Genomic DNA, 24,309 nt, shown 5'->3' on the forward strand with positions numbered 1-24,309 from the left:
CATCGCCCGCGAAGGCGGGCGATCCAGTATTCCAGAGGCAGTGACGAATACGGAAAAGCCGCGGCGTACTGGATTCCCCGCTTTCGCGGGGAATGACATCGTTATTGTTGTAACAGCGCAGCCACATCTTCGCGGTCGTGCCGGCGAATGCCGGGACGACGGCGGAGAACAAGGCGACGGGCGCCGCCTCCCTCACACCGCCCTCACCCCGCCTTCCCCAGATGCTCCAGCGCGTCCTCGGCGCGCAGCGGCACGCGGGAGGCTTCGTTGTTGAGGTCGACGAGCTGGACGAGCAGCGCCATCAGTGTCTTGCGATCGGCGGGTTTTAGCGGCTCCAGCATGCGCGCCTGGGCGCGCTCGACGGCGGGGATGATCTCCTTGAGCAGCGCGGCCCCCGACTTCGTCAAATAGAGCAGCTTGATCCGCTTGTCCTCCGGCGAGGGTTTTCGCTCGATATATTGCTTGGCCTGCAGCCGCTCGATGACGCTGCCGAGCGTCGAGCGGTCGAAGGCGATCACGGCCGACAGTCGCGTCGCGTCGATGCCGGGATGGGTGTGGATCGCAACCAGGGCTGCGTATTGCACCGGCGTCAGGTCAAAATCCCGGCACTCCTCCATGAAGATCGACACCGCGATCTGCTGCATGCGCCGGAACAGATAGCCCGGCGCGGCGTAGACCGCGTCCATCGTGATCGGAGGCGGCGGCTTACTCGGCATCGGGCTGCCGCTCCGGTGCAGCGTTGACGAAGGCGGGCAGCGCCTTGGCCGCCGCCTCGGCCTCGAGCAGGCGCGGATAGGCTGACACGTCGACGCCGAAGCGACGCGCATTGCCGAGCTGCGGGACGAGGCAGAGATCGGCCAAGGTCGGCGCGTCGCCGAAGCAGAACGGGCCGGCTTCGTCCTTGATCAGGGTCTCGCAGGCCGACAGCCCCTCGCGATTGACCCAGGCGGCCCACTCCGTGACCTTCTCCTCCGCCAGGCCTAGCTCGCGCAGGCGCGACAGCACTTTCAAATTCTGCACCGGATGGGTGTCGCAGGCGATCGCCTGCGCAAAGGCCCGCACCTTTGCGCGGCGCAGCGGATCTTTCGGCAGCAGCGCGGGCGCGGGATGGGTCTCGTCCAGCCATTCGATGATGGCGAGCGACTGGGTCAGGATCGCGCCGGCATCGTTCTCCAGCGCCGGCACCAGCCCTTGCGGATTGATGGCGAGATAGGCGGGCGCACTCTGCTCGCCCTTGCGAAGATGATGCGGCAGATGCTCCGCACTCAGCCCCTTCAGGTTCAGGGCGATCCGCACCCGGTAGGCCGCGCTGGAGCGGAAATAGCCGTGCAGCTTCATCGGAACCCTCCCTCGGATATTGCTGTTTCGCTCCCGTCATTCCGGGGCGATGCGTCAGCATCGAACCCGGAATCTCGAGATTCCGGGTTCGCGCTCCGGAATGACGCCAACTAACGGCAATCGTCAAGTTGACGCTACCTAGATTGTCAGTATACTGTCAATCTCGAAGCTACGGGAGGCTCGCCATGGAAGCCGTGACCAAGACGCCGGAACGCGAGGCGTTCTACAAGAAGATCGACGGCGAAAACCTCACCGCGCTGTGGACGGTCATGAGCGACCTGATCACGCCGGAGCCGAAGAGCGCCTGCCGGCCTCACCTTTGGAAGTTCGAAATCATCCGCGACTACATGACCGAGGCAGGCAAGCTGATCACCGCCAAGGAAGCCGAGCGGCGCGTTCTGGTGCTTGAGAACCCCGGCCTGCGCGGACAGTCAAAAATCACGACCTCGCTCTATGCCGGCGTCCAGATGGTCGTCCCCGGCGATGTCGCCCCGGCACACCGGCACAGCCAGTCGGCGCTGCGCTTCGTGCTGGAGGGCAAGGGCGCGCACACCGCCGTCGACGGCGAGCGTACCGCGATGGAGCCCGGCGATTTCATCATCACGCCGTCGATGACCTGGCACGATCATTCCAACGAAACCGACGAGCCGATGTTCTGGCTCGACGGGCTCGACATTCCCCTGGTGCAGTTCTTCGACTGCTCGTTTGCGGAAGGCTCCAAGGAAGACCAACAGAAGATCACAAAACCCGCCGGCGACAGCTTTGCGCGCTACGGTCACAATCTGCTGCCGGTCGATACGAAGCGATCGTCGAAGACGTCGCCGATCTTCAGCTATCCCTACGCCCACACCCGCGAGGCGCTGGAGCGGGCAAAACTGCGCGAGGAATGGGACGCCTGTCACGGACTGAAGCTCAAATTCAGCAACCCCGAGACCGGCGATTATGCGATGCCGACGATCGGCACCTTCATCCAGCTTTTGCCGAAGGGCTTCAAGACCGCGCGCTACCGCTCGACCGACGCCACCGTGTTCTGCGCCATCGAAGGCAAGGGCCGCAGCCGCATCGGCGACCAGACATTTGAATGGGGCCCGCGCGATCTCTTCGTCGCCCCGAGCTGGCATTGGGTGACGCACGAGGCCGATGCCGACGCCGTGCTGTTCAGCTTCTCCGATCGCCCGGTGCAGCAGAAGCTGGATCTGTTCCGGGAAGATCGCGGGAATGCGTGAGGCGCGGGTCTCGTAGGTGGATTGGCCGAAGGCGTAATCCACCATCCATTCCTCCGCGTCGAAAATATAAGGTGGTGGGTTACGCTTCGCTAACCCACCCTACGGCAGCGCGGATTGCGGCTACCGCCAGTGCAACAACCGCGTCTCCAGCCAGTTGATCACCTTGCCAACCGCGAGCCCGAACACCGACAAAATCACCACGCCCGCCAAAAGCTGATCCGTCTGCATGAGATTGCCGGCCTGCAGCACGAAGGCGCCGATGCCGTATTGCGCGCCGATCATCTCGGCGCTGACGACGAGCAGCAGCGCGACTGACGCCGTGATGCGGAAGCCGGCGAGGATCGAGGGCAGCGCGCCGGGCCAGATCACCTTCCGCACGATGGTCGCAAACGGCACGTTGAAACTCTGCGCCATGCGGATGAGATTGCGCGGCACCGCATCGACACCGCTATAGACCGAGATCGCGGTAGAGAAGAACACGCCGAGCGCGATGGTCGCGACCTTCGGCTCTTCGCCGATGCCGAGCCAGAGAATGAGCAGCGGCAGCAGCGCGATTTTCGGAATCGGGAACAGCGCCGAGATGAAGGTGATGCCGACGCTGCGCGCGACGCGCGACAAGCCAATGGCAAATCCGACCGCGACCCCGGCCGCGGTCCCGAGCAGCCAGCCGGCGCCGATGCGCAGCAGCGATACCGACACGTGCTGCCAGAGCGCGCCGGAGATCGCGAGCTCGTAGATCGCCTTCGCAATCGCCGAGGGCGCCGGCAGGAACAGCGGATTGACCCAGCGCAGGCTGCCCGCGAGCTGCCAGACCGCGATGACAAGCGCGAGCCCGATCCAGCCGCCAAAGCGGCTCGACGCCGGCACGAAACCCGCGCCGCGGAAACGGACGCGCCGTGTCGCAGCGTCTTTCGGCGTCCCGGTCTGTGCCGCGCGGTCAAGCATGCTGGACCTCGCGCTCGGCATCGATCGCCTCGGTGCGGATCAACGACCACAGCTGGTTCTGCAGGTCGAGCATTTTGCCGCGTGCGGCAGCCTCGCCGCGCTCGGCCCGCGTCATGGAGATCGAGACCACTTCGCGAATGCGACCGGGCCGGCGCGACAGCACGACGATGCGGTCGGCAAGCCGCACGGCTTCTTCCAGATTATGCGTGACATAGGCCGCGCCCATCGCGCCATCGGCGAGCAGGCGGACGAAGTCTTCCATCAGCAGTTCGCGGGTCTGCGAGTCCAGCGCCGACAGCGGTTCGTCCATCAGGAGGATCGCAGGCTTGACCGCGAGCGCCCGCGAAATCCCGACGCGTTGTCGCATGCCGCCGGAGAGCTGTTTTGGATGCGCTTTGCGAAAATCGGTGAGCCCGGTGCGGCGCAGGGCATCATCGACCTGCGCGCGGCGCGCCGCGGCCGAGAGCTGCGTATGCAGCAGCGGGAATTCGACGTTCTCTTCCACGTTCGCCCAAGGCAGCAGCGCAAAATCCTGGAACACAAAAGTAAGCGGATTGAGGCTGTCGGCCGGCGGCGCGCCGCGCAGCTCGGCCGCGCCCGACGTCGGCTGCAACAGCCCGCCGAGGATCGACAGCAGCGTGCTCTTGCCGCAGCCCGACGGCCCGACGATCGCCACCACCTCGCCGCTGCCCACCGTGAACGACACGTCGTCGAGCACGGCGAGTTCGCCGAAGCGATGGCTGATATGGTCGGCGATCAGGTCCATTGGTACGTCGTCTTGCTCCGAACTTCGTTTGGTCGTCATGCCCGGGCTTGTCCCGGGCATCCACGTCTTTCCTCGCTTGTGGCGGCGCGTGGATGGCCGGGACAAGCCCGGCTATGACGAGCAGCATCAATCCGCCTTCACATATTCCTTCGCGATGATCGCATCCGCGTCAAAGCCCTTGTCGGCAAAGCCCTGCTCCTGCAGCCATTTGATCTGGTTGTCGACGTTCTTCACGTCCAGCTTGCCGTCGGGGTCGATATAGGCGCAATTGCCGACCACCTGCTCGACCGGCAGGTTGGTGTATTTTGCGATGATCTCGAGCAGCGGTTTTGTCTTGTCGTTGATCGAGGCGACACCGTCCTTCATCGACGCAAGGATGACGTCGTGATATTCGCGATCCGCCTTGGCGAGCGCGCCGAGCAGCTTTGTCACCAGCGCCTTGTTGGTGAGCGTCTTTGGCGAGGCGAACACCGCGCCGAGCTGCCAGGGCGTCTCGTCACCGACCCAGCCCAAAAACTTCGCGCCGCCCTCGCCCATCAGCTTTCGCGCGGTGGAGATCGGCAGAAGCGCGGCATCGACCGTCTCGCCCTTGAGCGCGGCTGATGCGTTCGACAGTGATTGCAGCGGCACGATCTTCACGTCGGCGAGCTTGAAACCGTATTTGTCGGCGAGCAGTCCCAGCGAATAATGGAAGCTGGAGCCGACCTGCGTCATCGCCACCCGCTTTCCGGCAAGATCTTTTGGCGTCTTCAAGCCTGCGGCATAGGCGTTGTTGCTGGCAAAATAGCCGATCAGGGGATAGCCGGCCTTCTCGCGGCTCATGCCGCCGATCACTTTTAGCGTGCCCTTGCCGGCAAGATTATAAAGGCCGGCAGTGAAGGCGGTGATGCCGAAATCGACGTCGCCGGAGGTGACGGCGACCGCGATCGGCTGCGCCGCGTCGAAGAACTTCAGCTCGATGTCGAGGCCGGCGTCGCGAAAATACCCCTTGTCCTGTGCGATGAAGACCGGCGCCGACGATGATAGCCGCAGCACGCCGATCTTGGCCTTTAGTGCGTCCTCGGCTTTCGCTGCACCAATCGTGAGCGCCATCAGGCCCGCAAGCGCGAACCGCGCAACCCAACCCATCCGCTATCCTCCGTCTGTCGTCTCTTACAGCCTGTCGTCTTTTAGAGCCCCTGGGGCACGGCCTGGCCCCGCCCGATGAAGGCACCCTGTTGTCTCAATGCTTCCTGCAACTTTTCGACCGCGATGTCACGCGGCATCCGGTTGCCGGCCAGCGCCAATGAAGCGGCGGAACCGGCCGCCTCCCCCATCACGAAGCAGGCGCCCGACACCCGCGCCGCCGACTGGCCCTCATGGGTCATGGAGGCGCAGCGTCCGGCGACCAGGAGATTGTCTATGCCCTCCGGCACCAGCATGCGATACGGCAATTCGTTGTAGCCGCGCGATTCCGGGATCGGCGGGAAGGTGAAGACGACGTCGCCCGGTACGTGGGCCTCGATCGGCCAGCCGTTGACGCCGATGGAATCGTCGAACGAGGCGCAGCCGAGCACGTCCTCGCCGCTGAGCTGGTAGCCGCCCTTGATGCGCCGCGTTTCGCGAATGCCAAGCTGCGGCGGCAGATCGACGATGTACGACTTTTCAAAGCCAGGCACGGTACGCAAAAATTCGAAGGCGGCGAGCGCCTGCTTGCGGCCCTCGATCTCGCCGCGGGTGAGATCATCGGGCTCGATGCCGTTGATGGCGTGGCCGTCCTCGCGCGCGACTTGCGTGAAATTCACCCGCCACTCGATGCCCGAGCGCTGCGGCCGCACGATCGCGCTCTTGCGAGGAAAGCGATGCGTCCCGGCAGCGGTCGCCTGCTCCATCAATTGCGGAATGGTCCGCCAGGCGTCGCCCGCCCTCACGGGGTCGATGCCGTTGAGGCGCAGCATCATCGAGGGGTACAGCGGATGACCGTCTTCATCGCCGACCTCGAAGGGCACGCCGGCCCAGGCGGCGAGATCGCCGTCGCCGGAGCAATCGATGAAAATTCCGGCGCTCACGGCGCGGCGGCCCGCCTTGGTCTCGACCATGAGCGCGTCGATCCGGCGTTCGTCGGTCATGACGACGCCGGCGCCGAGCGCATGGAAGAGGATGTCGACCTTGTGGGTCGCGAGCAGATCGTCGGCCGCGATCTTGTAGGCCGCGGTGTCATAGGCCTGCGCAAAGACCTTGCCGAGGATGAGATGCGGCTTGTTCAAGCCGTCGAGCCGGTCGATCCGGGCCAGAAGCTCGGAGGCGATACCCTGCACCAGCCGGTGATGTTCGCCGTGGACGTTGCCATGCAGCCCGCAAAAGTTGGTGACGCCGGCGGCCGTGCCCATGCCGCCGAGGAAACCGTAACGCTCGATCAGCAGCGTGCGCTTGCCTGCCCGCGCCGCGGTCGCCGCGGCCGCGATACCGGCCGGCCCGCCGCCGAGCACGGCCACTTCATATTCGCCGTAGAGCGGCACCTCGCGGGCGGGTTCCTGGATTGATTTTTGCGGCACGACGACATCCCCGGCGATTGGGTTTTCGCTATCTCGTCAAAGGCATCGGCAATGTAAAGCCCCTGGCGGGCGCATCTGCTCCATAACATGGCTGTTGCTCGGGATATGCGGACCTGCGAGAACGGGGGCCGGATCAGGCGACACGGATTGACGCTCTTGAAATACGCTCTGCACACATTCGTTGCCCTGATGATCTCCGTCGCCCCCGCCGCGGCGATCGAGCAGAATTGCCGCTTCATCCAGGCCAAGGGCGATCGCGAAGCCTGCTACAAGCGGCAGGAGGACGAGCTCGCGGCCAAGCGCAAGCCGCAGCCGACCCGCGAGAGCAAGACGATCGAACAGCTGCAGCAGATGCGCCGCGACGACGAGATTGTCTATCGCAGCATCAACGGCATCTGCCGCGGCTGCTGAACCTACGAGAATGCGCGAGCGAGGACGCGGGCAGGCGCTCCATCGCAACCTTCAATCGACAGTGGGCAAAACAGAAATTCCACGCGTCGCCCCGCTAATTTCTGAAGATTGGCGATCTGCTCCGAGATCAGGACGCCGTCCCTGAGGAGCATACAGTGGACCGGAAATTGAAAATCCTCTGGGCGCAGATCATGCGGAAGATCCGGCGTGGCGGTGTCGACCGCAACCAGCTTGACCTTCTGATCGACCAGCCATTGGGCGGCGTCGAGTGAAAGATATGGATGCCTGTTCCACTCGGGCGTTCCCCAGCGTCCACTCCAGCCTGTGTCGATGGCGACGATATCGCCGGGTTCGATTCCCGGTTTCGCAGCCGCAAGATCGTCGACATCGATCGCTTCGTTGACTGCTTTTTCGAGGCGAATGACGACCCCTTCGCCCGTCATGCGCTCAAGTGGAATTTCGTCCATTCCTGGACCATCGACATAGAAGTGCCTTGGGGCATCAACGTGAGTACCCATGTGGACGATGGTTTCCATATGGGTGACATTGAGAGGTCGTTCCGGCATTTGCGCAAAATATGAAAATTTCGGCGGGGGAAACATTGCGGAACGCGGCACCGACGTTGAAAACGGATGGGTGAGATCGATCCATTTCTGATCAGTCTTTTGAATTGTCCTCGACGGGACCTCCAACCAGCCGCGCCAACCAGTGCGACCTTTAGCAGTTGGGCTTTCGCACATCTTCGTTCCCCCCATCAGTGGACTTCCGGCCACGGGCCAACACTGCGGCAATTGGAATTGCAAGATGACCGTTACGACGGAAGCGTTCGGCCTGACCAGCGATGTGGTTTATGATCGCCGGCAGCGCTGCTGGCTCTTGCGCCGCTATCAGCGCCGCCATCCGCACCGTACCGGCCGAAAGCGCTGCAACGAGCCCTTTGGCGCTCGGCAGGAGCCATTCAGCCCGAACCAGCTCGGCGGAGCAGTCCGTAAATTCGGCTGCCTCGAGGACGCGCAGGCAAAGCTCGGGCCGGTTAAGTGCTCCCGACGGTGGCGCATCCGTGGCCGAGCGATTGCCGTGCCGTGCTACCGCGTCGAACACGAGCGACCAGGCAATGTTCTCATCGGGTGTAGCCCATACCGTGAAAGCGACCCGCGCACCGGGCTTCAGCACGCGTCTGCATTCGGCAAGCGCGACTTGCGGCCGAGGTACGTGGTGGATACCAAAACCTGATATGGCAGCATGAAACATATTGTCGGGATACGGCAGATCTTCTGCGTCACCTTCAGTCACGACGATTTCAGGATGCGTGTTTCGTGCGACGTCGACCATCGCTGCGGAAAAGTCCAATCCATGCGCGATCGCACCCCGTGCTGCAGCGGCCGCCGCGAGCTGGCCCGGGCCACACGCGACATCAAGCACTTGCTCGCCAAGGAAGAATTCAGCAGCGTCGAGCAACGGCCGGATGAAAGGCGCCGTCGCATGCGCGAAGCTATCGCCATAGCCCGCAGCAGAACGTTGCCAGCCGGCATGCTCGAAGGCACGGATTGCTTCGGGTTCAAAGCTCATCAGAAGCTCTTTCCTGGGAGCAGCGGCCACTGCGGCATTCAAGCATGTCTGCCGGTTCGCTTCCAGACGAGGACAGAGGCTGCAACAAGACAGCCCTCAGGCCTTGCCGCCACCCCATTTCGCCGCGCGTTTCTCGGCGAAGGACGCCAGCCCCTCCGCCGCTTCCGCGCTCTGGCGTTTCAGCGAATGCAGGCGGACGAGCCGCGCGTAGGCGGCATCATCGACGCCCATGCCGCCGAACGAACTTTCCCGCGCAAGGCGCTTGGTTTCGGCCAGCGCCTCCGGCCCGTTGGCCAGCAACAGCTCGACGGTTCTCGCACCGGCTGCCTCGAGCTCGGCCAGCGGCACGACGTCATGCACGAGGCCGATGCGGCGCGCATCCTCGGCGCCAAAGCGCTCGCCGGTCAGCGCGTAGCGGCGGACCTGGCGGATGCCGATGGCATCGACGAGCTGCGGGATGATGATCGCGGCCGTCAGGCCCCAGCGCACCTCGGTAATCGAGAACAGCGCGTTGTCGGCCGCGATCACGATGTCGCAGGCCGAGATCACGCCGGTGCCGCCGCCAAAGCAGCCGCCCTGCACCAGCGCCACGGTCGGGAGGGGCAGCGTGTTGAGCCGCTGCACGGCCTCAAAGGTGGCGCGCGAGGCCGCCTCGTTCTCCTCCGCCGATTGCGGCCGCACCGAATTGATCCATTTGAGATCGGCGCCAGCCTGAAAATGCTTGCCGTTGCCCCGGAGCACGACGACCCGCAAGTTCGGCTTGGTCCCCAATTCGTCCATCGCCGCGAGCACACCGGCAACCAACGCACCGTCATAGGCGTTGTTGACCTCCGGGCGGTTCAACGTGACGGTCGCGACCCCGCGCTCGTCAAGGCTCCACAGGACGGGGTTTTCCGACATGGCGTTCCTCTCGATGGCTCGTTCGTTGTGGGCCGCACTATGACCGAGACCGCGGAGCCTTGATCCATATCTTTCCGGTGGGGACGGTCGCGCCCATCGCATGGCGGCTTGTGCCATGCTGGCGCCGGGCGAAGGCAGGGATTTTTCCTCGGACGGGACGTCACACCATGCGCATTTGCATTTTCGGCGCGGGCGCCGTCGGCAGCCATCTTGCGGTGCGGCTGGCGCGCGCCGGCCATGACGTATCCTGCGTGATGCGCGGGGCGCATCTGGAGGCGGTCCAGGCCAACGGGCTCAAGCTGCGCGTCGGCGACGCCGAGTGCTCCGCCAAGGTGCGCGCATCCGGGGATCCCGCCAAGCTCGGCCCTCAGGACGTCGTGATCTCTACGCTGAAGGCAACCGGTCTTCAGGGTCTCGTCAGCGGCATCGCGCCGCTGCTGGGTGAGAACACCGGCATCGTGTTCGCACAGAACGGCATTCCCTGGTGGTACAATATCGGCCTGCCGCAGCGGCATCCGGCGCCGCCCGACCTTGCCTTCCTCGATCCAGGCGGACGCCTGCGCGCCGCGATCCCGCGCGGGCGGATCATCGGCGGGGTGATCTTCTCCTCCAACGAGATCGTCGAACCCGGTGTGGTGCAGAACCTGACGCCGGATCGCAACCGGCTGGTGATCGGCGAATGCGACGACCGCGCCAGCGAGCGCATTGCCGAGCTGCGCGCCGCGCTCAGCGACGCCAGGCTCGAATCCCCGCCGATCTCCGATATTCGCGAGGCGATCTGGTCAAAGCTGCTGACCAACATGTCGCTGTCGGTGCTGTGCCTGCTGACCGGACTGACCGCGCGCGCCGTGCGCGACGATGCCACCTTCGGCAACGTCATCCCGCGTTTGCTGGATGAAGCGAACGAGATCGCGCAGCACTACATCCCCGAGGTCAAGCGCGTCACGCGCAGCGGTCCCGCACCGAACCACAAGCCGTCGCTGCTCCAGGACTTTGAGCTTGGCCGCGCCATGGAGATCGACGTGCTGGTGAAGGCGCCGGCCGCCTTTGCCCGCGCCGCGCGCCTGTCGACACCGACGCTCGATTTGATGGCCGCGCTTGCGATCCAGAAGGCACGCGACAAGGGGCTTTACGCGGGCTGAGCGGCTCAGGCGAGCTTGTCGATCCATGCCGCGAGAGTATCCAGCACCTCTGTCAGCGCCTCGTCATTGCTGCGCCCTGATTTCCGCAAAACCGCGAAGGAGTGATCGCCGCCGGCGATCACATGTAGCCTTGCTTTCGCTGCGAGACCAGCGATCACCGGCTTGAGGTGGTCGAGATCGGCGAGCTTGTCGCGATCGCCCTGGATGAACAGCATGGGGATGCCGACCTCAGCCAAATGATCGGCGCGCTCGATCGACGGCTTGTCAGCCGCATGCAGGGGGAAGCCGAGGAAGGCGAGCCCCTTCACGCCGGCTAGCTGCGCCTTGGCCTGTGCCTGCGAGGTCATGCGTCCACCAAAGGATTTTCCGCCGGCGATGAGCTTCAGCCCCGCGCATTGCCGCGCCGCCTCCGCCACCGCCGCGCGGACGGCGGCGTGGGCGACGGCCGGCGTATCCGGCCGCCCCCGCTTCTTCTCCATGTAGGGAAAGTTGTAGCGCAGCGTCGCGATGCCGCGCGCCGCGAGGCCGGCCGCCGCCTTCTCCACGAAGGAATGCCTCATGTTGGCGCCGGCGCCATGCGCGAGCACGTAGCAGGCGCGCGCATTGGCCGGCTCCATCAGGATGGCGGAGACCGTGCCGATGCGCTCGATGTCGATCTTGAGCTCTGTCGTCATGGCGGTCAAAATCACTCACCCTGAGCCTTGCAAATCCGGTTGCTTTGGTAGCCTTACCGGCGCAGCCTGAAAACACAATAATTGCCGGCTTAAGCTGGCTTACCAACGCAAATTGCAGCAACGACCGGGGTTTCCATGTCCTACCGCTCCTCCTGGATGACCGAAGAGCTCGACGTCTTCCGCGACCAGTTCCGAAAGTATCTCGCCAAGGACCTGGCGCCCCATGCGGAGAAATGGCGCGAGCAGAAGATGGTCGATCGCTTCGCCTGGCGCGGGCTCGGCGAGATGGGCGCGCTGCTGGCGAGCGTGCCGGAGGAATATGGCGGCCTGGGCGCAACCTTCGCCTACGACGCCGCGGTGCTGGAAGACCTCGAAAGCACGGTGCCGGAGCTCACCACCGGCGTCTCCGTGCACAGCGCCATCGTCGCCCACTACATCCTCAACTACGGCTCGGAGGAACAGAAGAAGCGCTGGCTGCCAAAAATGGTGTCGGGCGAGATGGTCGGCGCCATCGCCATGACCGAGCCCGGCACCGGCTCGGACCTGCAAAGCGTCAAGACCACAGCCAGGAAGCAGGGCAATTCCTACGTCATCAACGGCCAGAAGACGTTTATCACCAACGGCCAGGCCGCGGACCTCGTCATCGTCGTCGCCCGCACTGGCGATGCCGGCGCAAAAGGCATCTCGCTGATCGTGGTCGAGACTGCAGGCGCCGATGGTTACAAGCGCGGGCGCAACCTCGACAAGATCGGCCTGCACGCCTCAGACACGTCGGAATTGTTTTTCGACAATGTCACCGTGCCGCCGGAAAACCTGCTCGGCACGGAAGAGGGCCAGGGCTTTGTGCAGTTGATGCAGCAACTGCCGCAGGAGCGCCTGGCGCTTGCGGTCGGCGCCGTCGCCTCGATGGAGCGCGCGGTCAAGCTCACGGCCGACTACACCAAGGAGCGCAAAGCCTTCGGCAAGCCGCTGATGGATTTTCAGAACACCGCCTTCAAGCTCGCCGAGCGCAAGACCGAAGCGACGATCGCACGCGTCTTCGTCGACTGGTGCATCGAACGCCTGATCGAAAAGGACCTCGACACCGTCACCGCGTCGATGGCGAAATACTGGTGCTCGGAAAAGCAGGTCGAGACCGCCGACGAATGCCTCCAGCTCTTCGGCGGCTACGGCTACATGCAGGAATACCCGATCTCGCGCATGTTCATCGATTCCCGTATCCAGAAGATCTATGGCGGGACGAACGAGATCATGAAGCTGCTGATCGCAAGGTCGCTGTGAGCCGCTATCTCATCCGCTTGTCGGCGACGATGAAGTCGATGAACGTCCTGACCTTGGCGGAGAGATATTTGCGGCTGGGATAGACCGCAAACAAGCGTCCTTCGAAGACGACTTGATCAGACAGAACGTGGACGAGCCGGCCAGCAGCGATGTCGTCGGCGATCAGCCATTTCGGCAGAAAGGCGAGGCCCATGCCTTCCAGCGCCGCCATGTGAAGCAGCGTTTCATTGGCGCTGCGCAACACTGGATTCAACTTGATGGTCTCGACACCGCGCTCGCCCGCGAAGGAGAAGCTCTCGCCCGGATACAGCGCATAGTGCAGCAAGGCGTGGTTGGAGAGATCGGCAAGTTTCGCCGGCCGACCGGCGTGATCGAGATAAGCGGGCGCGGCGACCATGTGGAACGCGACCGTGGTGATGGGACGCGCGATCAACGATTCATCGGGCGAACCCGTCGCGCGCAGGGCGAGGTCAAATCCTTCCTCGACCAGATTGACCAGCCGCCCGCTGAGATCGATGTCCAGTGTCACCTCCGGATATCGAGCCTGATAGTCCGCCAGGATCCGCGCGAACATCGGATTCGCCATCCACACCGGCGCGGTGAGGCGCAACATGCCGCGCGGAACGACGGTCGCCCTGCTGACGGCGGCTTCGACTTCATCGAGCGACTCGAGCATCTGGCGCGCCTGCTCGAAATAGAGGGTACCGCTTTCGCTGAGGCTGACGCGCCGGCTGGTCCGGTTCAGCAGCCGCGTGCCCAGCCGCTTCTCGAGCTGCATCACGTGCTTGCTCGCCATGGCGGGCGAGATGCGCAGGCGCTCCGCCGCGGCCGCAAAGCTTCTGAGCTCGGCGACCAGACAAAACACCCTCATGCTGACCAGCGAGTCCATCAGATCATCAACATCCAAGAAAGGAACCCATCCCGAAACGCATAATGATCAAATATGATGAAACTATCAAATGGCGGTAACCCTCAATGTTTGGAGAACCGCCATGTCGATCGCCGCCATCGAAAACCCCACCCCGGGCCGCGCCCTCCGCATCGGCCTGTGGATCGCGCAGGCCCTGATCTTTTTCGTCTTCACCTCGGCCGGGCTGGTCAAGCTGACCACGCCGATTCCGCAGCTTGCCGCCATGATGCCGTGGGCGGGGCAGTATTCCGAAGCCTTCGTGCGAGTCATCGGGCTGATCGATCTCGCCGGCGGGATCGGCATTCTGCTGCCGGCGCTGACGCGGATCCTGCCGCGGCTGACGGTGCTGGCTGCGCTCGGCTGCGCGACGTTGCAGGTCATCGCGCTCGTCTTCCATCTCTCGCGCGGCGAGGCCCCGGTCACGCCGCTCAACCTCGTCCTGCTCGTCCTCGCCGTCTTCGTGTTTTGGGGACGCAGCCGGAAGGCGCCGATTGCTGCGCGGCAGTTCTGACGTGAATCGGCGCCAGCGACGATGATCCCCTCCAACAGATTGTCCCGCCGAGGATTGGTCGCGGGCGCCTCGATTTTCACCGCAGCCGCCTCCGGCGCCGCGGCGAAGGAAGATCGTCTCGTCGATGGTGTCGTGATCCTCATCGACAGCAACGAGCCCTACGTCATGGGACATGCGATCAGCTATTCGGCCAATCTCGCAAAGCACTTTGCCGAGAAGGGCGCGAAGCTCCAGATCGAGGTCGTCGCCAACGGTAAGGGCATCGAAGTGTTCCGGGCGGACAAGACTCCGCTCGCAGAACCGCTCGCGACGTTGCGGCAAGCCGTGCCGAACCTCGCCTACAGCATGTGCGCATCGTCGAAGACGATTGCGGAAGCCAAGGAGCACATCTCAATTCCGCTGATATCAGGCGCCAACCTCGTCCCCTTCGGCATCGGACGTGTGGTCGATCTCCAACTCAAGGGCTGGGCCTATATCCATGCGTGAGGAGTCCCGCCACGATGGGCGAACGCCTTCCAGGCGGTCGATCCTGCTGGCAGCGCCCGCACTTCTTGTGTCGTTCCGCGCAAGCCGTGCGCAGGGCGGCGATCCGTCCTGGCCACCGGTATTCGAGACCGGCCGCAGCCAGTTCACGATCGTGCGGCCGCGCACACCGATGCCACCGCTTCGGCTACAGGACCTGCATGGCAAAGACGTTATGCTGACGGCGAAGCCGGGACGCGTGACCGTCATCAATTTCTGGGCGACATGGTGCGCGGCCTGCCGGCTGGATTTGCCGGTCATCGCAAGCCTCGCGCGATCGCAGCCCGAGGGGCTCGACGTTCTTGCGATCTGCACGGACATAAAGGACGTCCGAAAAATCCGCGCGTATCTCGGCGGCGTGACCGCGCCCAACTTGAGCTGTTACATCGACGCTTACGGAATTGCGGCCGATCCGAACAGATCGCCCGAGGCGGTCTTCAAGCTGACCGGCATGCCCATCACTTATCTCATCGGAACGAGCAGTCGCATCGAGGGCTACATCACCGGCGCGGCCGACTGGCTATCGCCCTCAGGGGCACGGTTGCTGCAATTCTATCGCGAGCAGGCCGGGTGACTGCGAGGCCCCGTAAGAAACGGGGCGAGGGAGCGCGGCCAGTTCGCCTCACCGCCCTCGCCAGTCCCTGGGCCGGCAGCCAAAACGCTGCTTGAAGCGCCGGGTGAAATGCGAGAGGTCGGAAAAGCCCCAATCGAAGGCGATGGCGCCGATGGCGCGGTCGGTCTTGGCGGGGTCGTTGAGGTCGCGTGCCGCACCGTCAAGGCGACGACCCATGACATAGTCGGAGAACGTCGTGCCGGCGCGCTCGAACAGCTTGTGGACGTAGCGCTCGCTGATGCCGACCGCGGCTGCGACGGCCGAGACCGTCAGCCCCTGTTCGGAGAGCCGCTCATGCACGGCGCGGCGCAGCGCCAGCGCAGTGGCATCGGCAAAACCGGCGGCCTCCGCCGTTTGCGCGCGGCTGCGGCGGGACAGGCTGAGCGCGACGAGGTCGAGCAGCACGCCGAACAGGCCGACGGCCTCCTCCTCCGTCATTCGCAGCGCGCCGGCGTTGAGCGCGCGTGCCGTCTCGACGATGAGGTGGCCGACAAAGGGATCGTCGGAGACGCGCTCGACCCCGAAATCAAATGACGGCGGCAGCCGGTCGCGCAGCGCGCGTGACGGCACCCAGAACGAGGCGACCTCCAGCGTCGGCCCGCGATCGTGCAGCAGCGTCACCTCGCGATCGCTATCGCAGATGCCGACCTGGCCGCGCGACAGGCTGACGTCGCGGCCGCCCTGCACCATGCGGCAGCGCCCCGCGAGCTTGAAGTTGAGATAGAAGCAGCTCTCGGTCGAGGCCGAGATATCGGCACGCGAGCGGTTGACCGTATGCTCGGGAAACACCACGCGGTTGATCGCGCCCGCGCCCAGCCTGATGGTTTCGACCTTGGCCGGGAAGCGCGAGGTCGTCGCCGATTCCGGCGTCAGGTTCATGAACGCCTGGCAGATCGCCTCGCGATAATAGGAGAACTGCTCGGCAGGCTTCGTTTCCCCGGTATCCCAGATGAAGTGGCGCGGCCGGCTTCCAACATTGACCTGCTCCATCAGTTCGCTCCGAGACCAATCCGGTTCAGCGCCAGACAAGCGCCCGGACCGCCGATGGGTTCAATATGGCTGCAACAAAGACAATGACCGACGTCCAGTCGGCAAGCCCGGCAAGGCCCTTGCGGGCCTTATCTAACCATGCCGATCTAAGCATTCCTCGGAGGGAGCCACAATATGTCGACCTACGTCCTCGTCCACGGCGCCTGGCATACGGGTGCGGAGCTCGAGCCCGTCGCCGCGCCGATTCGCGCCGCCGGCCATCAGGTTTACCTGCCGACCATCAGGGGCAACCGGCCCGGTGATGCCAAGACGACCGGCCTGAAGGAGGCGATCCAGTCGATCGCCGACTATCTCGCCGAGAACGATCTGAAGGACGTAATCCTGCTCGGCCATTCCTATGGCGGCATGGTGATCACGGGCGTCGCCGATCTCGTGCCCGAGCGCATCCGGCGTCTGGTCTACTGGAACGCCTTCGTGCCCAACAATGGCGAGTGCCTCAACGACATGGTGCCGCCGCAATATGTCGGGCTGTTCGACATGATCGCCGCCGAGCGCGGCGACGGCTCGGTGGTGCTGCCCTTCCCGATCTGGCGCGAGGCCTTCATCAACGACGCCGATCTCGAACTGGCGCAAAAGGCCTACGACATCCTCAACCCGCATCCGCTCAAGACCTTCAGCGACAAGATTGCGCTGAAGACCAATCCGGCCGAGATGCAGATCGCAAAATCCTACATCAACTGCACCGAGGATACCGCACTGCCGCACGGCTATCCCTGGCATCCCCGGCTGTCGGAGAAGCTCGGCCTGTTCCGCCTGGTGCAGGTGAGCGGCAGCCACGAGCTGTGCTTCTCGGATCCCGTACGGCTCGCCAAGGCGATCATGGAGGCGGGGCGCGACTGAGGGACTTAAGGACGACGGCCCGAAGAGTGTTGAGGGGCGCTCGCTGGATTTGAAAAAAAGCGACGCAACCTGACGCAACAAGACGCATGTTTGATCCGATGCGCGACGCGGCACAGCGCTTGCTTGCGACAACGAAATCGGCCTGGCGGAGCAACGCTTGTATTGCAGCTTGTTGCACCGGGCCGTACGCTGTGGCCGATCATCGGTCACCGTCTGGTCCCGTTCGCGTCAAGTCAGGAGCCTTGCGAATGCATCACGTTTCACGCCGGAAACTTCTCAAGCTTGCTGCCGTTGCGCCGTCGGCCGTCGCTCTCTCCCGGATGGGGCCCGCGTTCGCCGCAAGCGGTGGCAAGACCCTCAATGTCGTGATGCAGTCGGACCTTCGCATCACCGATCCCGGCTTCACGACGGCGATCATCACCCGCCATCATGCCTATATGGTCTACGATACGCTGCTCGGCATCGATTCCAACTTCAAGGTGCGGCCGCAGATGGCCGACTGGAAGATCTCCGACGACAAGCTGACCTACAGCTTCATCCTGCGCGACGGCTTGAAGTGGCATGACGGCGCGCCGGTGACGGCAGAGGATTGCGTTGCCTCGCTCAAGCGCTGGGGCTCGAGCGTCGACGGCATGGCCCGCAAGCTGATGGATTTCACAGCGAGCATCGAAGCCCCTGACGCCAAAACGATCGTGCTCAAGCTGAAGGAGCCCTATGGACTGGTGCTGGAGACGATCGCAAAGCCGTCGTCGATCTGCGCCTTCATGATGCCCAAGCGCATCGCCGAGACCCCGATCAACAAGCAGATTCCGGAGCAGATCGGCTCCGGCCCGTTCAAGTTCATGCAGGCGGAATTCCAGCCCGGCGTCAAGGCCGTCTACGTCAAGAACACCGACTATGTGCCGCGCAAGGAGCCCGCCGAGTGGACATCCGGCGGCAAGGTGGTCAAGGTCGACCGTGTCGAGTGGATTACGATGCCGGACGCGCAGACCGCGCTCAACGCGCTGCAGTCCGGCGACGTCGATTTCGTCGAGACGCCGCCGTTCGACCTGCTGCCAATGCTGGAGTCCAATCCCGAGATCAACGTCGCCATCCTGAACAAGTTCGGCTTCCAATCGTTCGGCCGGATGAACTTTTTGCATCCGCCGTTCGACAACGTGAAGATTCGCCGCGCCGCGCTGCTCGCCATCAACCAGAAGGACGTGCTCGACGCGCAGATCGGCAATCCCAAATATTACAAGCTCTGCGGCGCATTCTTCATCTGCGACACGCCGCTCGCCAGCGACGAGGGCGGCGAGACCCTGGTCAAGGGCAATGGCATGGCGCAGGCCAAGAAGGCACTGGCCGAGTCCGGCTATGACGGCACGCCCGTCGTGATCCTGGCACCGAGCGACCAGATTTTGCTCAAAGCGCAGCCAGTCGTGGTCGCGCAGCTCCTGCGAGAGGCCGGCTTCAAGGTCGATCTTCAGGCCATGGACTGGCAGACCGTGGTCAGCCGCAGGGCGATTCAGAAGCCGCCAAAGGAAGGCGGCTGGAACATGTTCTTCACCTACCAGGGCGCCGCCGATTCGATGAACCCGCTGGTCAACGGCGCGATGGTCGGCAAGGGCACGAATGGCGGCTGGTTCGGCTGGTCCGAGGACCCCAAGCTCGAGGAGCTGCGCGACGCCTTTGCCCGCGCCACCTCACCGGAAGAGCAGAAGAAGATCGCCCTCGAGGTGCAGAAGGAAGCCTACGACCAGGTCATCTACGTCCCGCTCGGCCAGTTCCAGGCACCGAGCGCATGGCGCAAGTCGATCACCGCCGTGATCGACGGCCCCGCGGCGCCGATGTTCTGGAATGTGGAGAAGAAGGATTGAGCCTGCATTCCCTCTCCCCGCTTGCGGGGAGCGGTTAACCACACATTCGGTGTCATCCCGGACAAGCGAGCGCAGTGAGCGCCGATCCGGGACCCATATCCCCAGGGAGGAGTCGTGGCGCGGGATTGGAGTTGCCAATCTTCGTCAAACACAATCCTGTGGTTATGGGTCCCGGATCTGCGCTCCGCTGCGCTCGCTTGTCCGGGACGACGGTGAACTTTTCGAGCGGGGCGAGGTGATCCTACTTCGGATGCCACCAGCGCCCAGCGATCACCACGCCTTCGGAGGCGATCTTTTGATTGCCGATCAGGTGCTCGCCAACGACGTCGACATAATCGAACCGGCCCTCCCTGATCGAGATCAGAGTGGCGTCGCCGACGCTGCCCGGCTTGAGGCTACCGAGCTCCGGCCGCCGCAGCGCCATCGCCGCATTGACGGTCGAGGCCGCGATCACGTCGGACAGCGGCATGCCCATGCAGAGGAATTTCGACATGGTGGTCACCTGGTCGAAGGCGGGGCCGTCGATGCAGAGCAGATGGATGTCGGACGAGATGGTGTCGGGATAAAAACCGTTGGCCAGCATCGCGCGCGCGGTCTTGAACGCGAACGAGCCCTTGCCGTGCCCGATGTCGAAGATAACACCGCGTTCGCGCGCCTCCAGCACCACCTTCTTCACCGTGCCTTGCGCTGTCGCGGGCGTGTTGGGGAACGGCCGGAACGCGTGCGTCAGCACGTCGCCCGGGCGCAGGCGCTCGAGCACCTCCTCATAGCTCGGCGGCGGATGATCGATATGCGCCATCAGCGGCATGCCGACCTGTTCGGCGACCTCGAGCGCGATATCGAGCGGCACGATGCCCGACGTGCCCGAGGCGTGCAGACCGACCCGCACCTTGATGCCGACGATGAGGTCGCGGTTGGCGTCCGCCACCTCAGCGGCATCGACCGGATTCATCAGCCGCAATTCTTCGCTCTCGCCGACCATGATGCGGTTCGAGAAGCCAAAAATGCCGGCATGCGAGACGTGCAGATAGGCGAGGATGCGCACCTGGCTCGGCTCGATCACATGCTTGCGAAAGCCTGCGAAATTGCCGGGGCCGGCGCTGCCGGTGTCCACCGCCGTAGTGACGCCGGATTTGCGGCAAAACTCCTCGGCATCGATGCCGAGCGAGGTGCCGCCCCAATAGACATGGGTGTGCAGGTCGATCAGCCCGGGCGTCACGATGAATTGCGAAACATCGCGCACCTCCGTGCCCGGATCCGCCTTGAGCCCGCTGCCGACCGCGGCCACCTTGCCGGCGGCAAAGGCGACGTCCGTCACCGCGTCGAGCTTTTGCGAGGGGTCCACGACGCGTCCCCCGCGCAGGATCAAATCGAAAGGCATAGGGATCTCCGGGTGTGACGATGGGCCAGGACGACGGCGGGCGAACGGCCGTCAGGCGAGGATGAGCCTTGGCTTTAGCAAGTTTTAAGCCGGGAGCAAGTTTTGCGCCAGCAAACCGCAGGCACTGCCTGTCGGAGTCGAACCATCGACGACATGGCGACGGAGCGCATCACACGATCTAGAATTGTGCGGACCGCGGGCTCCTGCGCGTTCGGTATTCCTGTGGCGTCAAAGCGGTCAGTTTTCGGAACGCCTTTCGAAAGCTGCTCTCGTCTTCATAGCCTACCGAATGCGCGATCGTCTTGATGGATTGCGCGGTCGTCGTGAGAAGCGTGCGGGCGCGTTCGACACGACGACGCAGAATGAAGTCTTGAGGCGGCGCCCCCGTGAGTTCCACGAAACGCCTGAGCAACGTGCGCTCGCTCAGCCTCAATTCGACGGCGAGACGACTGACCGTCATCGGTCGTTTGCGTGCGCGACGAACCAACACGTCGGCCTTCACCAGCAGCGGATCTCTACTCTGGAGATAGGCCAGCGGGATGTAAGCGGCCTGCGTCCTGTCCGCCGTGTCGATGACGGCATAGTCGGCACATATGCGCGCGACTTCCGGTCCCTCGACCATTTCGATCAGCCTCAGCAGGAGATCGACCCACGACATCGGTCCGGCAGAGCAGATGATACGTTCGTCGGTCGTCAACACCGCATCCGGAGCAAGGTCGATGTCGGGGAAATCGTGCCGAAGGCTATCCTGCAGCCACCAGGTCGTGGTGGCTCGACGTCTGCCGAGCAAGCCCGCCTGAGCGAGCAGGAAGACGCCGCTACAGAAGGCGCCGATCAACGCACCGCGGACGTGCTGCTTCTTCAGCCAGGCCGAGGCCGCCGCCAGTTCCTGCTCTTTGAATCTCGTAGGCATCGCCTGAGAGAGATGGCCGGGCACCACGATGGCATCGAAGGTCGACGCGCCCTCCAGTCCGCCATCGACGGCGAAGCGAGTGCCTCTGCTCGTGCGCACCGCCTTCCCATCGATTGACAGTTTTTTGAGGTGAAAGCGCGTTTCTCGTCCCAGCCTCCTCATGACGAAATTGGCGAGCCCGAGGAGATCTTCGACCCCGGTCACGGCCGATTCCATGCATCCTTCCAGCAGGAGCACCGCAAGCTTCATGTGATGGCTCTCCAAATACGTGGCGGAAATTACCCGCACTTTGTCGTATACGCCACTGCGAAGATGTTCGCCGCCGTGTGACCTTGCATGGGATGGTTCGCCAGTTCGGCGCACCGACGATCATCTGATATCTGAGGAGCGATCATGCCCTACGTTTCGATCTCGACTATCAAAGGCATTCTGAATCCCGAGCAGAAGCTGGCCCTTCACCAGCGAATTGCCGACCTGATGGTCGAGATCGAAGGACGCGGCAATCCCGAATTCCGCAGGGTGGTCTGGGTCAAGATCGATGAACAGGAGCCGGCCCAGTGGTCCATGGGAGGCCATGTCTATTCGGCGGAACAGATTGCCAGGCTGCGCGGCCCGGACGGTGCCGATGGATGGCGGCCGGCGCAAGGCGAGAGCTGACCGCGCGCAATCGCGACCGTCCCACCCATCGCGGCGATCGATTCCGGCACGACAGACATGAGCGATATGATCAAGGCATTCGTCATCGATAGCATCGATGGCAAGGTGGAAAGTCGTCTGAAGGAGATCAGTCGGGCCGACTTGCCCGATGAGCCCATCCTGGTGCAGGTCGCGTATTCGACCGTCAACTTCAAGGATGGGCTCGCGCTCACCGGTGTCGCGCCGATTGCCCAGAAGACGCCGATGGTCGGCGGCATCGATCTCGCCGGAACGATCGTCGAATCGGCGTCGCCGGAGTGGAAGCCGGGAGAGCGGGTCGTCATCAACGGCTGGGGCCTGTCTCAACAACATTGGGGCGGCTACGCGCAATTCCAGCGCGTCCGGCCGGAATGGCTGGTGCGCTTGCCGGATACCTTCTCGTTGACGCAGGCGATGGCCATCGGCACGGCCGGATACACCGCGATGCTTTGCGTTCTCGCGCTGGAGCGGATGGGGGTGAAGCCGGGTCGCGACGTGCTGGTCACCGGGGCTGCGGGCGGCGTCGGTTCGGTTGCGGTCGCGCTTCTCGCCAAGCTCGGATACAAGGTGGCCGCTTCCACCGGACGTCCCGAGACGCACGATTACCTCCGGGGGCTCGGAGCGTCGGCCGTTATCGATCGTTCCTCTCTCAGCTCTCCCGGAGCGCCCGTTCAGGATGAACGTTGGGCCGGCGCGATCGATACCATCGGTGGGCATGCGCTCGCCAACGTCCTCGCACAGACGGCCTATGGCGGTGCCATCGCCGCTTGCGGCCTGGCATCGAGTCGCGATCTTCCTGCCTCTATCTTGCCGTTCGTGCTTCGCGGAATAGCCCTGCAGGGGATTGATTCCGTGATGGCGCCGAAGGCAGCGAGAGAGGAGGCCTGGTTGCGCCTTGCCGCCGATCTCGATCCCAGGAAACTTGATGCAATGACCAGTATCGCGCCGATGTCAGAACTGACCGAGCTGGCCACAAGAATTCTTGCCGGCGACATTCGGGGCCGAACCGTCATCGATGTAAATGCTTGAGGCATGGACGATTGGGACCCGAGCGGCGAACTCTGCGCGGGCAGCTCCCGGGATGGCGGGGCAAAGGCGCGAGCAAGATTGGCGATCCCGGGAAGACTCGAACTTCCGACCTACGGTTTAGGAAACCGTCGCTCTATCCGGCTGAGCTACGGGACCGCGGAACCCGCGAAACAGGTTCGGCTCCCTCATAGCAGAGCGGAATTGGGATCGCCAGTCGCAAGACCGGCCGCGATCTGCCGGCCGGCTGATCGTCAAACCGCGCTTGACGATCGTACAATGGGCTCGGTCCCGAACTCAGCTCAGGAGCCGCCATCATGATCGAGGGCATCAGCGCCATCACATTCGCTACCCATGACATGCGCCGTGCCGTGCACTTCTACCGCTCGCTGGGATTCGAGATTCTGCATGGCGGCGAAGCCTCGCCCTTCACGAGCTTTCGCGCCGGCACGGGCTATCTCAATCTGACGGTGCAGCCGGACAAGCGCTGGTCCTGGTGGGGGCGCGTCATCTTCTATGTCGCCGACGTCGATGCGCTCTACGAGCGCGCGCTGGCGGCCGGATGGCAGCCGGGCACGACGCCGCGCGACGCCGAATGGGGCGAGCGCTACTTCCACCTCACCGATCTCGATGGCCACGAGCTCAGCTTCGCGCGACCGTTGCGGCCTTGAAGCGATCGGCTTTTGCCACGCGTCCTCCTGATCGTTGCTGCACGGCAGGATAAGTCACGCCCGCTGACCTTCGTCGCGATTCCGTGGCTCGGCCGCAGCAATTGTGGCAAGCTCGCCACGATTTCCTCTTGCCGGTTTGCAAGGTCCAACCAAGGGAGGATGACCATGGTAGCGTATGTCGTACTGGCGAACTTCACCGACCAGGGAGTCCGCAACGTCAAGGACTCGCCGAAGCGCGCCGATGCCTTCAGGGAAATGGCAAAGACATTTGGCGCAACGGTAAAAGAGATCGTCTGGACACAGGGGCGATATGACGTTGTCACCTTCATCGAGGCTCCGGATGAGGCATCCATCATGTCGCTCAGCCTCAGTCTCGGCGCGCTCGGCAATGTTCGCACCGAAACGCTGCGCGCCTTTTCGGCGCCGGAGATGACGAAGATCGTCGGCCAGATGCTCTGAACGACACGTCGACGCGGCCGATCCCGTTGCCGGTCAGCGGCCGTGTGACGACGCCTGAGCACGAAACATGGAGTCGAGCTGGCGGCTTGCGTC

27 protein-coding genes and 1 tRNA gene are annotated in these 24,309 nt (G+C 63.8%); 13 read left to right on the forward strand and 15 right to left on the reverse strand.

Annotated elements, in window-relative coordinates; all coding sequences use genetic code 11:
• Positions 1-203: 203 nt before the first annotated feature.
• Together KUF59_RS42725 and maiA are read right to left on the reverse strand one after the other, a co-directional pair.
• Entirely contained in the window at positions 204-716 is a 513-nt protein-coding gene (locus tag KUF59_RS42725) for a MarR family winged helix-turn-helix transcriptional regulator (protein ID WP_212458039.1), read from the reverse strand.
• A complete protein-coding gene (maiA, locus tag KUF59_RS42730) occupies positions 706-1,338 on the reverse strand; it encodes a maleylacetoacetate isomerase (RefSeq protein ID WP_212458040.1) in 633 nt (210 codons plus the stop codon). The genes KUF59_RS42725 and maiA overlap by 11 nt, the downstream gene beginning before the upstream one ends.
• 185 nt (positions 1,339-1,523) lie before the next feature.
• Here maiA and gtdA point away from each other — a divergent pair, with 185 nt between their 5' ends.
• A complete protein-coding gene (gene gtdA / locus KUF59_RS42735) occupies positions 1,524-2,564 on the forward strand; it encodes a gentisate 1,2-dioxygenase (RefSeq protein ID WP_212458041.1) in 1,041 nt (346 codons plus the stop codon).
• 120 nt (positions 2,565-2,684) lie between these two features.
• Here the strand turns inward: gtdA and KUF59_RS42740 are convergent, their stop codons facing one another.
• The 4 genes from KUF59_RS42740 to KUF59_RS42755 form a co-directional block, all read right to left on the reverse strand.
• Positions 2,685-3,509: an ABC transporter permease gene (locus tag KUF59_RS42740; RefSeq protein WP_212458042.1), complete on the reverse strand. Its 825-nt coding sequence runs from the start codon at positions 3,507-3,509 to the stop codon at positions 2,685-2,687.
• The gene (locus KUF59_RS42745; protein ID WP_212458043.1) at positions 3,502-4,275 is read right to left on the reverse strand and encodes an ABC transporter ATP-binding protein; all 774 of its coding nucleotides are present in this window, start codon (positions 4,273-4,275) and stop codon (positions 3,502-3,504) included. The genes KUF59_RS42740 and KUF59_RS42745 overlap by 8 nt, the downstream gene beginning before the upstream one ends.
• Before the next feature lie 126 nt (positions 4,276-4,401).
• Entirely contained in the window at positions 4,402-5,403 is a 1,002-nt protein-coding gene (locus KUF59_RS42750; protein ID WP_212458044.1) for an ABC transporter substrate-binding protein, read from the reverse strand.
• 41 nt (positions 5,404-5,444) lie between these two features.
• Positions 5,445-6,809: an FAD-dependent oxidoreductase gene (locus tag KUF59_RS42755; protein ID WP_212458045.1), complete on the reverse strand. Its 1,365-nt coding sequence runs from the start codon at positions 6,807-6,809 to the stop codon at positions 5,445-5,447.
• Between the two features lie 156 nt (positions 6,810-6,965).
• On the opposite strand from KUF59_RS42755, the gene KUF59_RS42760 reads away from it, so the two are divergent.
• On the forward strand, positions 6,966-7,220 hold the full coding sequence (locus KUF59_RS42760) for a hypothetical protein (protein ID WP_249140271.1): 255 nt from the start codon (positions 6,966-6,968) through the stop codon (positions 7,218-7,220).
• A gap of 2 nt (positions 7,221-7,222) precedes the next feature.
• Here KUF59_RS42760 and KUF59_RS42765 read toward each other — a convergent pair whose 3' ends face one another.
• The 3 genes from KUF59_RS42765 to KUF59_RS42775 all read right to left on the reverse strand — a co-directional run bounded on the left by KUF59_RS42765 (position 7,223) and on the right by KUF59_RS42775 (position 9,689).
• Entirely contained in the window at positions 7,223-7,975 is a 753-nt protein-coding gene (locus KUF59_RS42765) for a cyclase family protein (RefSeq protein ID WP_212458046.1), read from the reverse strand.
• Positions 7,938-8,789 carry a class I SAM-dependent methyltransferase gene (locus KUF59_RS42770; protein ID WP_212458047.1) on the reverse strand — a complete coding sequence of 284 codons (852 nt, stop codon included), beginning with the start codon at positions 8,787-8,789 and terminating at the stop codon, positions 7,938-7,940. The genes KUF59_RS42765 and KUF59_RS42770 overlap by 38 nt, the downstream gene beginning before the upstream one ends.
• A 96-nt stretch (positions 8,790-8,885) precedes the next feature.
• Positions 8,886-9,689, reverse strand: coding sequence for an enoyl-CoA hydratase-related protein (locus KUF59_RS42775; RefSeq protein ID WP_212458048.1), 804 nt, complete (start codon positions 9,687-9,689; stop codon positions 8,886-8,888).
• 167 nt (positions 9,690-9,856) lie between these two features.
• On the opposite strand from KUF59_RS42775, the gene KUF59_RS42780 reads away from it, so the two are divergent.
• Positions 9,857-10,831, forward strand: coding sequence for a ketopantoate reductase family protein (locus KUF59_RS42780; protein ID WP_212458049.1), 975 nt, complete (start codon positions 9,857-9,859; stop codon positions 10,829-10,831).
• A 5-nt stretch (positions 10,832-10,836) separates the two neighbouring features.
• Here KUF59_RS42780 and KUF59_RS42785 read toward each other — a convergent pair whose 3' ends face one another.
• Entirely contained in the window at positions 10,837-11,505 is a 669-nt protein-coding gene (locus tag KUF59_RS42785; RefSeq protein ID WP_212458050.1) for an alpha/beta hydrolase family protein, read from the reverse strand.
• 135 nt (positions 11,506-11,640) lie between these two features.
• Here KUF59_RS42785 and KUF59_RS42790 point away from each other — a divergent pair, with 135 nt between their 5' ends.
• Complete coding sequence (locus KUF59_RS42790) at positions 11,641-12,786, forward strand: acyl-CoA dehydrogenase family protein (protein ID WP_212458051.1); 1,146 nt, start codon at positions 11,641-11,643, stop codon at positions 12,784-12,786.
• A 4-nt stretch (positions 12,787-12,790) separates the two neighbouring features.
• On the opposite strand, the gene KUF59_RS42795 is transcribed toward KUF59_RS42790, so the two are convergent.
• Entirely contained in the window at positions 12,791-13,675 is an 885-nt protein-coding gene (locus KUF59_RS42795) for a LysR family transcriptional regulator (protein ID WP_212458052.1), read from the reverse strand.
• Between the two features lie 103 nt (positions 13,676-13,778).
• Between KUF59_RS42795 and KUF59_RS42800 the strand changes: the two genes are divergently transcribed.
• From KUF59_RS42800 to KUF59_RS42810, 3 genes are read left to right on the forward strand one after another with little or no spacing between them, the layout of a single operon-like run.
• Positions 13,779-14,207, forward strand: a complete 429-nt coding sequence (locus KUF59_RS42800; RefSeq protein ID WP_212458053.1) for a DoxX family protein — start codon at positions 13,779-13,781, stop codon at positions 14,205-14,207.
• Between the two features lie 21 nt (positions 14,208-14,228).
• Entirely contained in the window at positions 14,229-14,693 is a 465-nt protein-coding gene (locus tag KUF59_RS42805) for a DsrE family protein (protein ID WP_212458054.1), read from the forward strand.
• Complete coding sequence (locus KUF59_RS42810) at positions 14,686-15,303, forward strand: TlpA family protein disulfide reductase (protein ID WP_212458055.1); 618 nt, start codon at positions 14,686-14,688, stop codon at positions 15,301-15,303. The genes KUF59_RS42805 and KUF59_RS42810 overlap by 8 nt, the downstream gene beginning before the upstream one ends.
• A gap of 48 nt (positions 15,304-15,351) precedes the next feature.
• Here the strand turns inward: KUF59_RS42810 and KUF59_RS42815 are convergent, their stop codons facing one another.
• Positions 15,352-16,332, reverse strand: coding sequence for a helix-turn-helix domain-containing protein (locus KUF59_RS42815; protein WP_212458056.1), 981 nt, complete (start codon positions 16,330-16,332; stop codon positions 15,352-15,354).
• Positions 16,333-16,506: 174 nt separating this feature from the next.
• Between KUF59_RS42815 and KUF59_RS42820 the strand changes: the two genes are divergently transcribed.
• Together KUF59_RS42820 and KUF59_RS42825 are read left to right on the forward strand one after the other, a co-directional pair.
• The gene (locus KUF59_RS42820) at positions 16,507-17,232 is read left to right on the forward strand and encodes an alpha/beta hydrolase (protein ID WP_212458057.1); all 726 of its coding nucleotides are present in this window, start codon (positions 16,507-16,509) and stop codon (positions 17,230-17,232) included.
• Between the two features lie 248 nt (positions 17,233-17,480).
• Positions 17,481-19,091, forward strand: a complete 1,611-nt coding sequence (locus KUF59_RS42825; protein ID WP_212458058.1) for an ABC transporter substrate-binding protein — start codon at positions 17,481-17,483, stop codon at positions 19,089-19,091.
• A 241-nt stretch (positions 19,092-19,332) separates the two neighbouring features.
• Here the strand turns inward: KUF59_RS42825 and KUF59_RS42830 are convergent, their stop codons facing one another.
• Both KUF59_RS42830 and KUF59_RS42835 read right to left on the reverse strand, forming a co-directional pair.
• Positions 19,333-20,472 (reverse strand): amidohydrolase/deacetylase family metallohydrolase, encoded by a 1,140-nt coding sequence (locus tag KUF59_RS42830; protein ID WP_212458059.1) that lies wholly within the window; start codon positions 20,470-20,472, stop codon positions 19,333-19,335.
• A gap of 178 nt (positions 20,473-20,650) precedes the next feature.
• The gene (locus KUF59_RS42835) at positions 20,651-21,634 is read right to left on the reverse strand and encodes a GlxA family transcriptional regulator (RefSeq protein ID WP_212458060.1); all 984 of its coding nucleotides are present in this window, start codon (positions 21,632-21,634) and stop codon (positions 20,651-20,653) included.
• A 144-nt stretch (positions 21,635-21,778) separates the two neighbouring features.
• Between KUF59_RS42835 and KUF59_RS42840 the strand changes: the two genes are divergently transcribed.
• Both KUF59_RS42840 and acuI read left to right on the forward strand, forming a co-directional pair.
• Positions 21,779-22,042 (forward strand): tautomerase family protein, encoded by a 264-nt coding sequence (locus KUF59_RS42840; protein WP_212458061.1) that lies wholly within the window; start codon positions 21,779-21,781, stop codon positions 22,040-22,042.
• A gap of 57 nt (positions 22,043-22,099) precedes the next feature.
• Complete coding sequence (gene acuI / locus KUF59_RS42845) at positions 22,100-23,089, forward strand: acrylyl-CoA reductase (NADPH) (RefSeq protein ID WP_212458062.1); 990 nt, start codon at positions 22,100-22,102, stop codon at positions 23,087-23,089.
• 79 nt (positions 23,090-23,168) lie between these two features.
• On the opposite strand, the gene KUF59_RS42850 is transcribed toward acuI, so the two are convergent.
• Positions 23,169-23,245 (reverse strand) — tRNA-Arg (locus tag KUF59_RS42850).
• 158 nt (positions 23,246-23,403) lie between these two features.
• Between KUF59_RS42850 and KUF59_RS42855 the strand changes: the two genes are divergently transcribed.
• Together KUF59_RS42855 and KUF59_RS42860 are read left to right on the forward strand one after the other, a co-directional pair.
• The gene (locus tag KUF59_RS42855) at positions 23,404-23,757 is read left to right on the forward strand and encodes a VOC family protein (protein ID WP_212458063.1); all 354 of its coding nucleotides are present in this window, start codon (positions 23,404-23,406) and stop codon (positions 23,755-23,757) included.
• A 165-nt stretch (positions 23,758-23,922) separates the two neighbouring features.
• The gene (locus tag KUF59_RS42860) at positions 23,923-24,216 is read left to right on the forward strand and encodes a GYD domain-containing protein (protein WP_212458064.1); all 294 of its coding nucleotides are present in this window, start codon (positions 23,923-23,925) and stop codon (positions 24,214-24,216) included.
• The last annotated feature ends 93 nt before the right edge of the window (positions 24,217-24,309 follow it).

The organism is Bradyrhizobium arachidis (assembly GCF_024758505.1).
GTDB classification, from domain to species: Bacteria; Pseudomonadota; Alphaproteobacteria; order Rhizobiales; family Xanthobacteraceae; genus Bradyrhizobium; species Bradyrhizobium manausense_C.

Excerpts from the sequence above, each read along its gene's own strand:
- KUF59_RS42860 (WP_212458064.1), top strand. The coding sequence starts at position 23,923 with ATGGTAGCGTATGTCGTACTGGCGAACTTCACCGACCAGGGAGTCCGC.
- gtdA (WP_212458041.1), top strand. The coding sequence starts at position 1,524 with ATGGAAGCCGTGACCAAGACGCCGGAACGCGAGGCGTTCTACAAGAAG.
- KUF59_RS42785 (WP_212458050.1), bottom strand. The coding sequence starts at position 11,505 with ATGACGACAGAGCTCAAGATCGACATCGAGCGCATCGGCACGGTCTCC.
- KUF59_RS42740 (WP_212458042.1), bottom strand. The coding sequence starts at position 3,509 with ATGCTTGACCGCGCGGCACAGACCGGGACGCCGAAAGACGCTGCGACA.
- KUF59_RS42800 (WP_212458053.1), top strand. The coding sequence starts at position 13,779 with ATGTCGATCGCCGCCATCGAAAACCCCACCCCGGGCCGCGCCCTCCGC.
- KUF59_RS42855 (WP_212458063.1), top strand. The coding sequence starts at position 23,404 with ATGATCGAGGGCATCAGCGCCATCACATTCGCTACCCATGACATGCGC.
- KUF59_RS42745 (WP_212458043.1), bottom strand. The coding sequence starts at position 4,275 with ATGGACCTGATCGCCGACCATATCAGCCATCGCTTCGGCGAACTCGCC.
- KUF59_RS42835 (WP_212458060.1), bottom strand. The coding sequence starts at position 21,634 with ATGAAGCTTGCGGTGCTCCTGCTGGAAGGATGCATGGAATCGGCCGTG.
- KUF59_RS42825 (WP_212458058.1), top strand. The coding sequence starts at position 17,481 with ATGCATCACGTTTCACGCCGGAAACTTCTCAAGCTTGCTGCCGTTGCG.
- KUF59_RS42780 (WP_212458049.1), top strand. The coding sequence starts at position 9,857 with ATGCGCATTTGCATTTTCGGCGCGGGCGCCGTCGGCAGCCATCTTGCG.
- KUF59_RS42840 (WP_212458061.1), top strand. The coding sequence starts at position 21,779 with ATGCCCTACGTTTCGATCTCGACTATCAAAGGCATTCTGAATCCCGAG.
- KUF59_RS42750 (WP_212458044.1), bottom strand. The coding sequence starts at position 5,403 with ATGGGTTGGGTTGCGCGGTTCGCGCTTGCGGGCCTGATGGCGCTCACG.
- KUF59_RS42725 (WP_212458039.1), bottom strand. The coding sequence starts at position 716 with ATGCCGAGTAAGCCGCCGCCTCCGATCACGATGGACGCGGTCTACGCC.
- KUF59_RS42820 (WP_212458057.1), top strand. The coding sequence starts at position 16,507 with ATGTCGACCTACGTCCTCGTCCACGGCGCCTGGCATACGGGTGCGGAG.
- KUF59_RS42770 (WP_212458047.1), bottom strand. The coding sequence starts at position 8,789 with ATGAGCTTTGAACCCGAAGCAATCCGTGCCTTCGAGCATGCCGGCTGG.
- KUF59_RS42765 (WP_212458046.1), bottom strand. The coding sequence starts at position 7,975 with ATGGGGGGAACGAAGATGTGCGAAAGCCCAACTGCTAAAGGTCGCACT.
- KUF59_RS42810 (WP_212458055.1), top strand. The coding sequence starts at position 14,686 with ATGCGTGAGGAGTCCCGCCACGATGGGCGAACGCCTTCCAGGCGGTCG.
- acuI (WP_212458062.1), top strand. The coding sequence starts at position 22,100 with ATGAGCGATATGATCAAGGCATTCGTCATCGATAGCATCGATGGCAAG.
- KUF59_RS42775 (WP_212458048.1), bottom strand. The coding sequence starts at position 9,689 with ATGTCGGAAAACCCCGTCCTGTGGAGCCTTGACGAGCGCGGGGTCGCG.
- KUF59_RS42830 (WP_212458059.1), bottom strand. The coding sequence starts at position 20,472 with ATGCCTTTCGATTTGATCCTGCGCGGGGGACGCGTCGTGGACCCCTCG.
- KUF59_RS42790 (WP_212458051.1), top strand. The coding sequence starts at position 11,641 with ATGTCCTACCGCTCCTCCTGGATGACCGAAGAGCTCGACGTCTTCCGC.
- KUF59_RS42795 (WP_212458052.1), bottom strand. The coding sequence starts at position 13,675 with ATGGACTCGCTGGTCAGCATGAGGGTGTTTTGTCTGGTCGCCGAGCTC.
- maiA (WP_212458040.1), bottom strand. The coding sequence starts at position 1,338 with ATGAAGCTGCACGGCTATTTCCGCTCCAGCGCGGCCTACCGGGTGCGG.
- KUF59_RS42815 (WP_212458056.1), bottom strand. The coding sequence starts at position 16,332 with ATGGAGCAGGTCAATGTTGGAAGCCGGCCGCGCCACTTCATCTGGGAT.
- KUF59_RS42805 (WP_212458054.1), top strand. The coding sequence starts at position 14,229 with ATGATCCCCTCCAACAGATTGTCCCGCCGAGGATTGGTCGCGGGCGCC.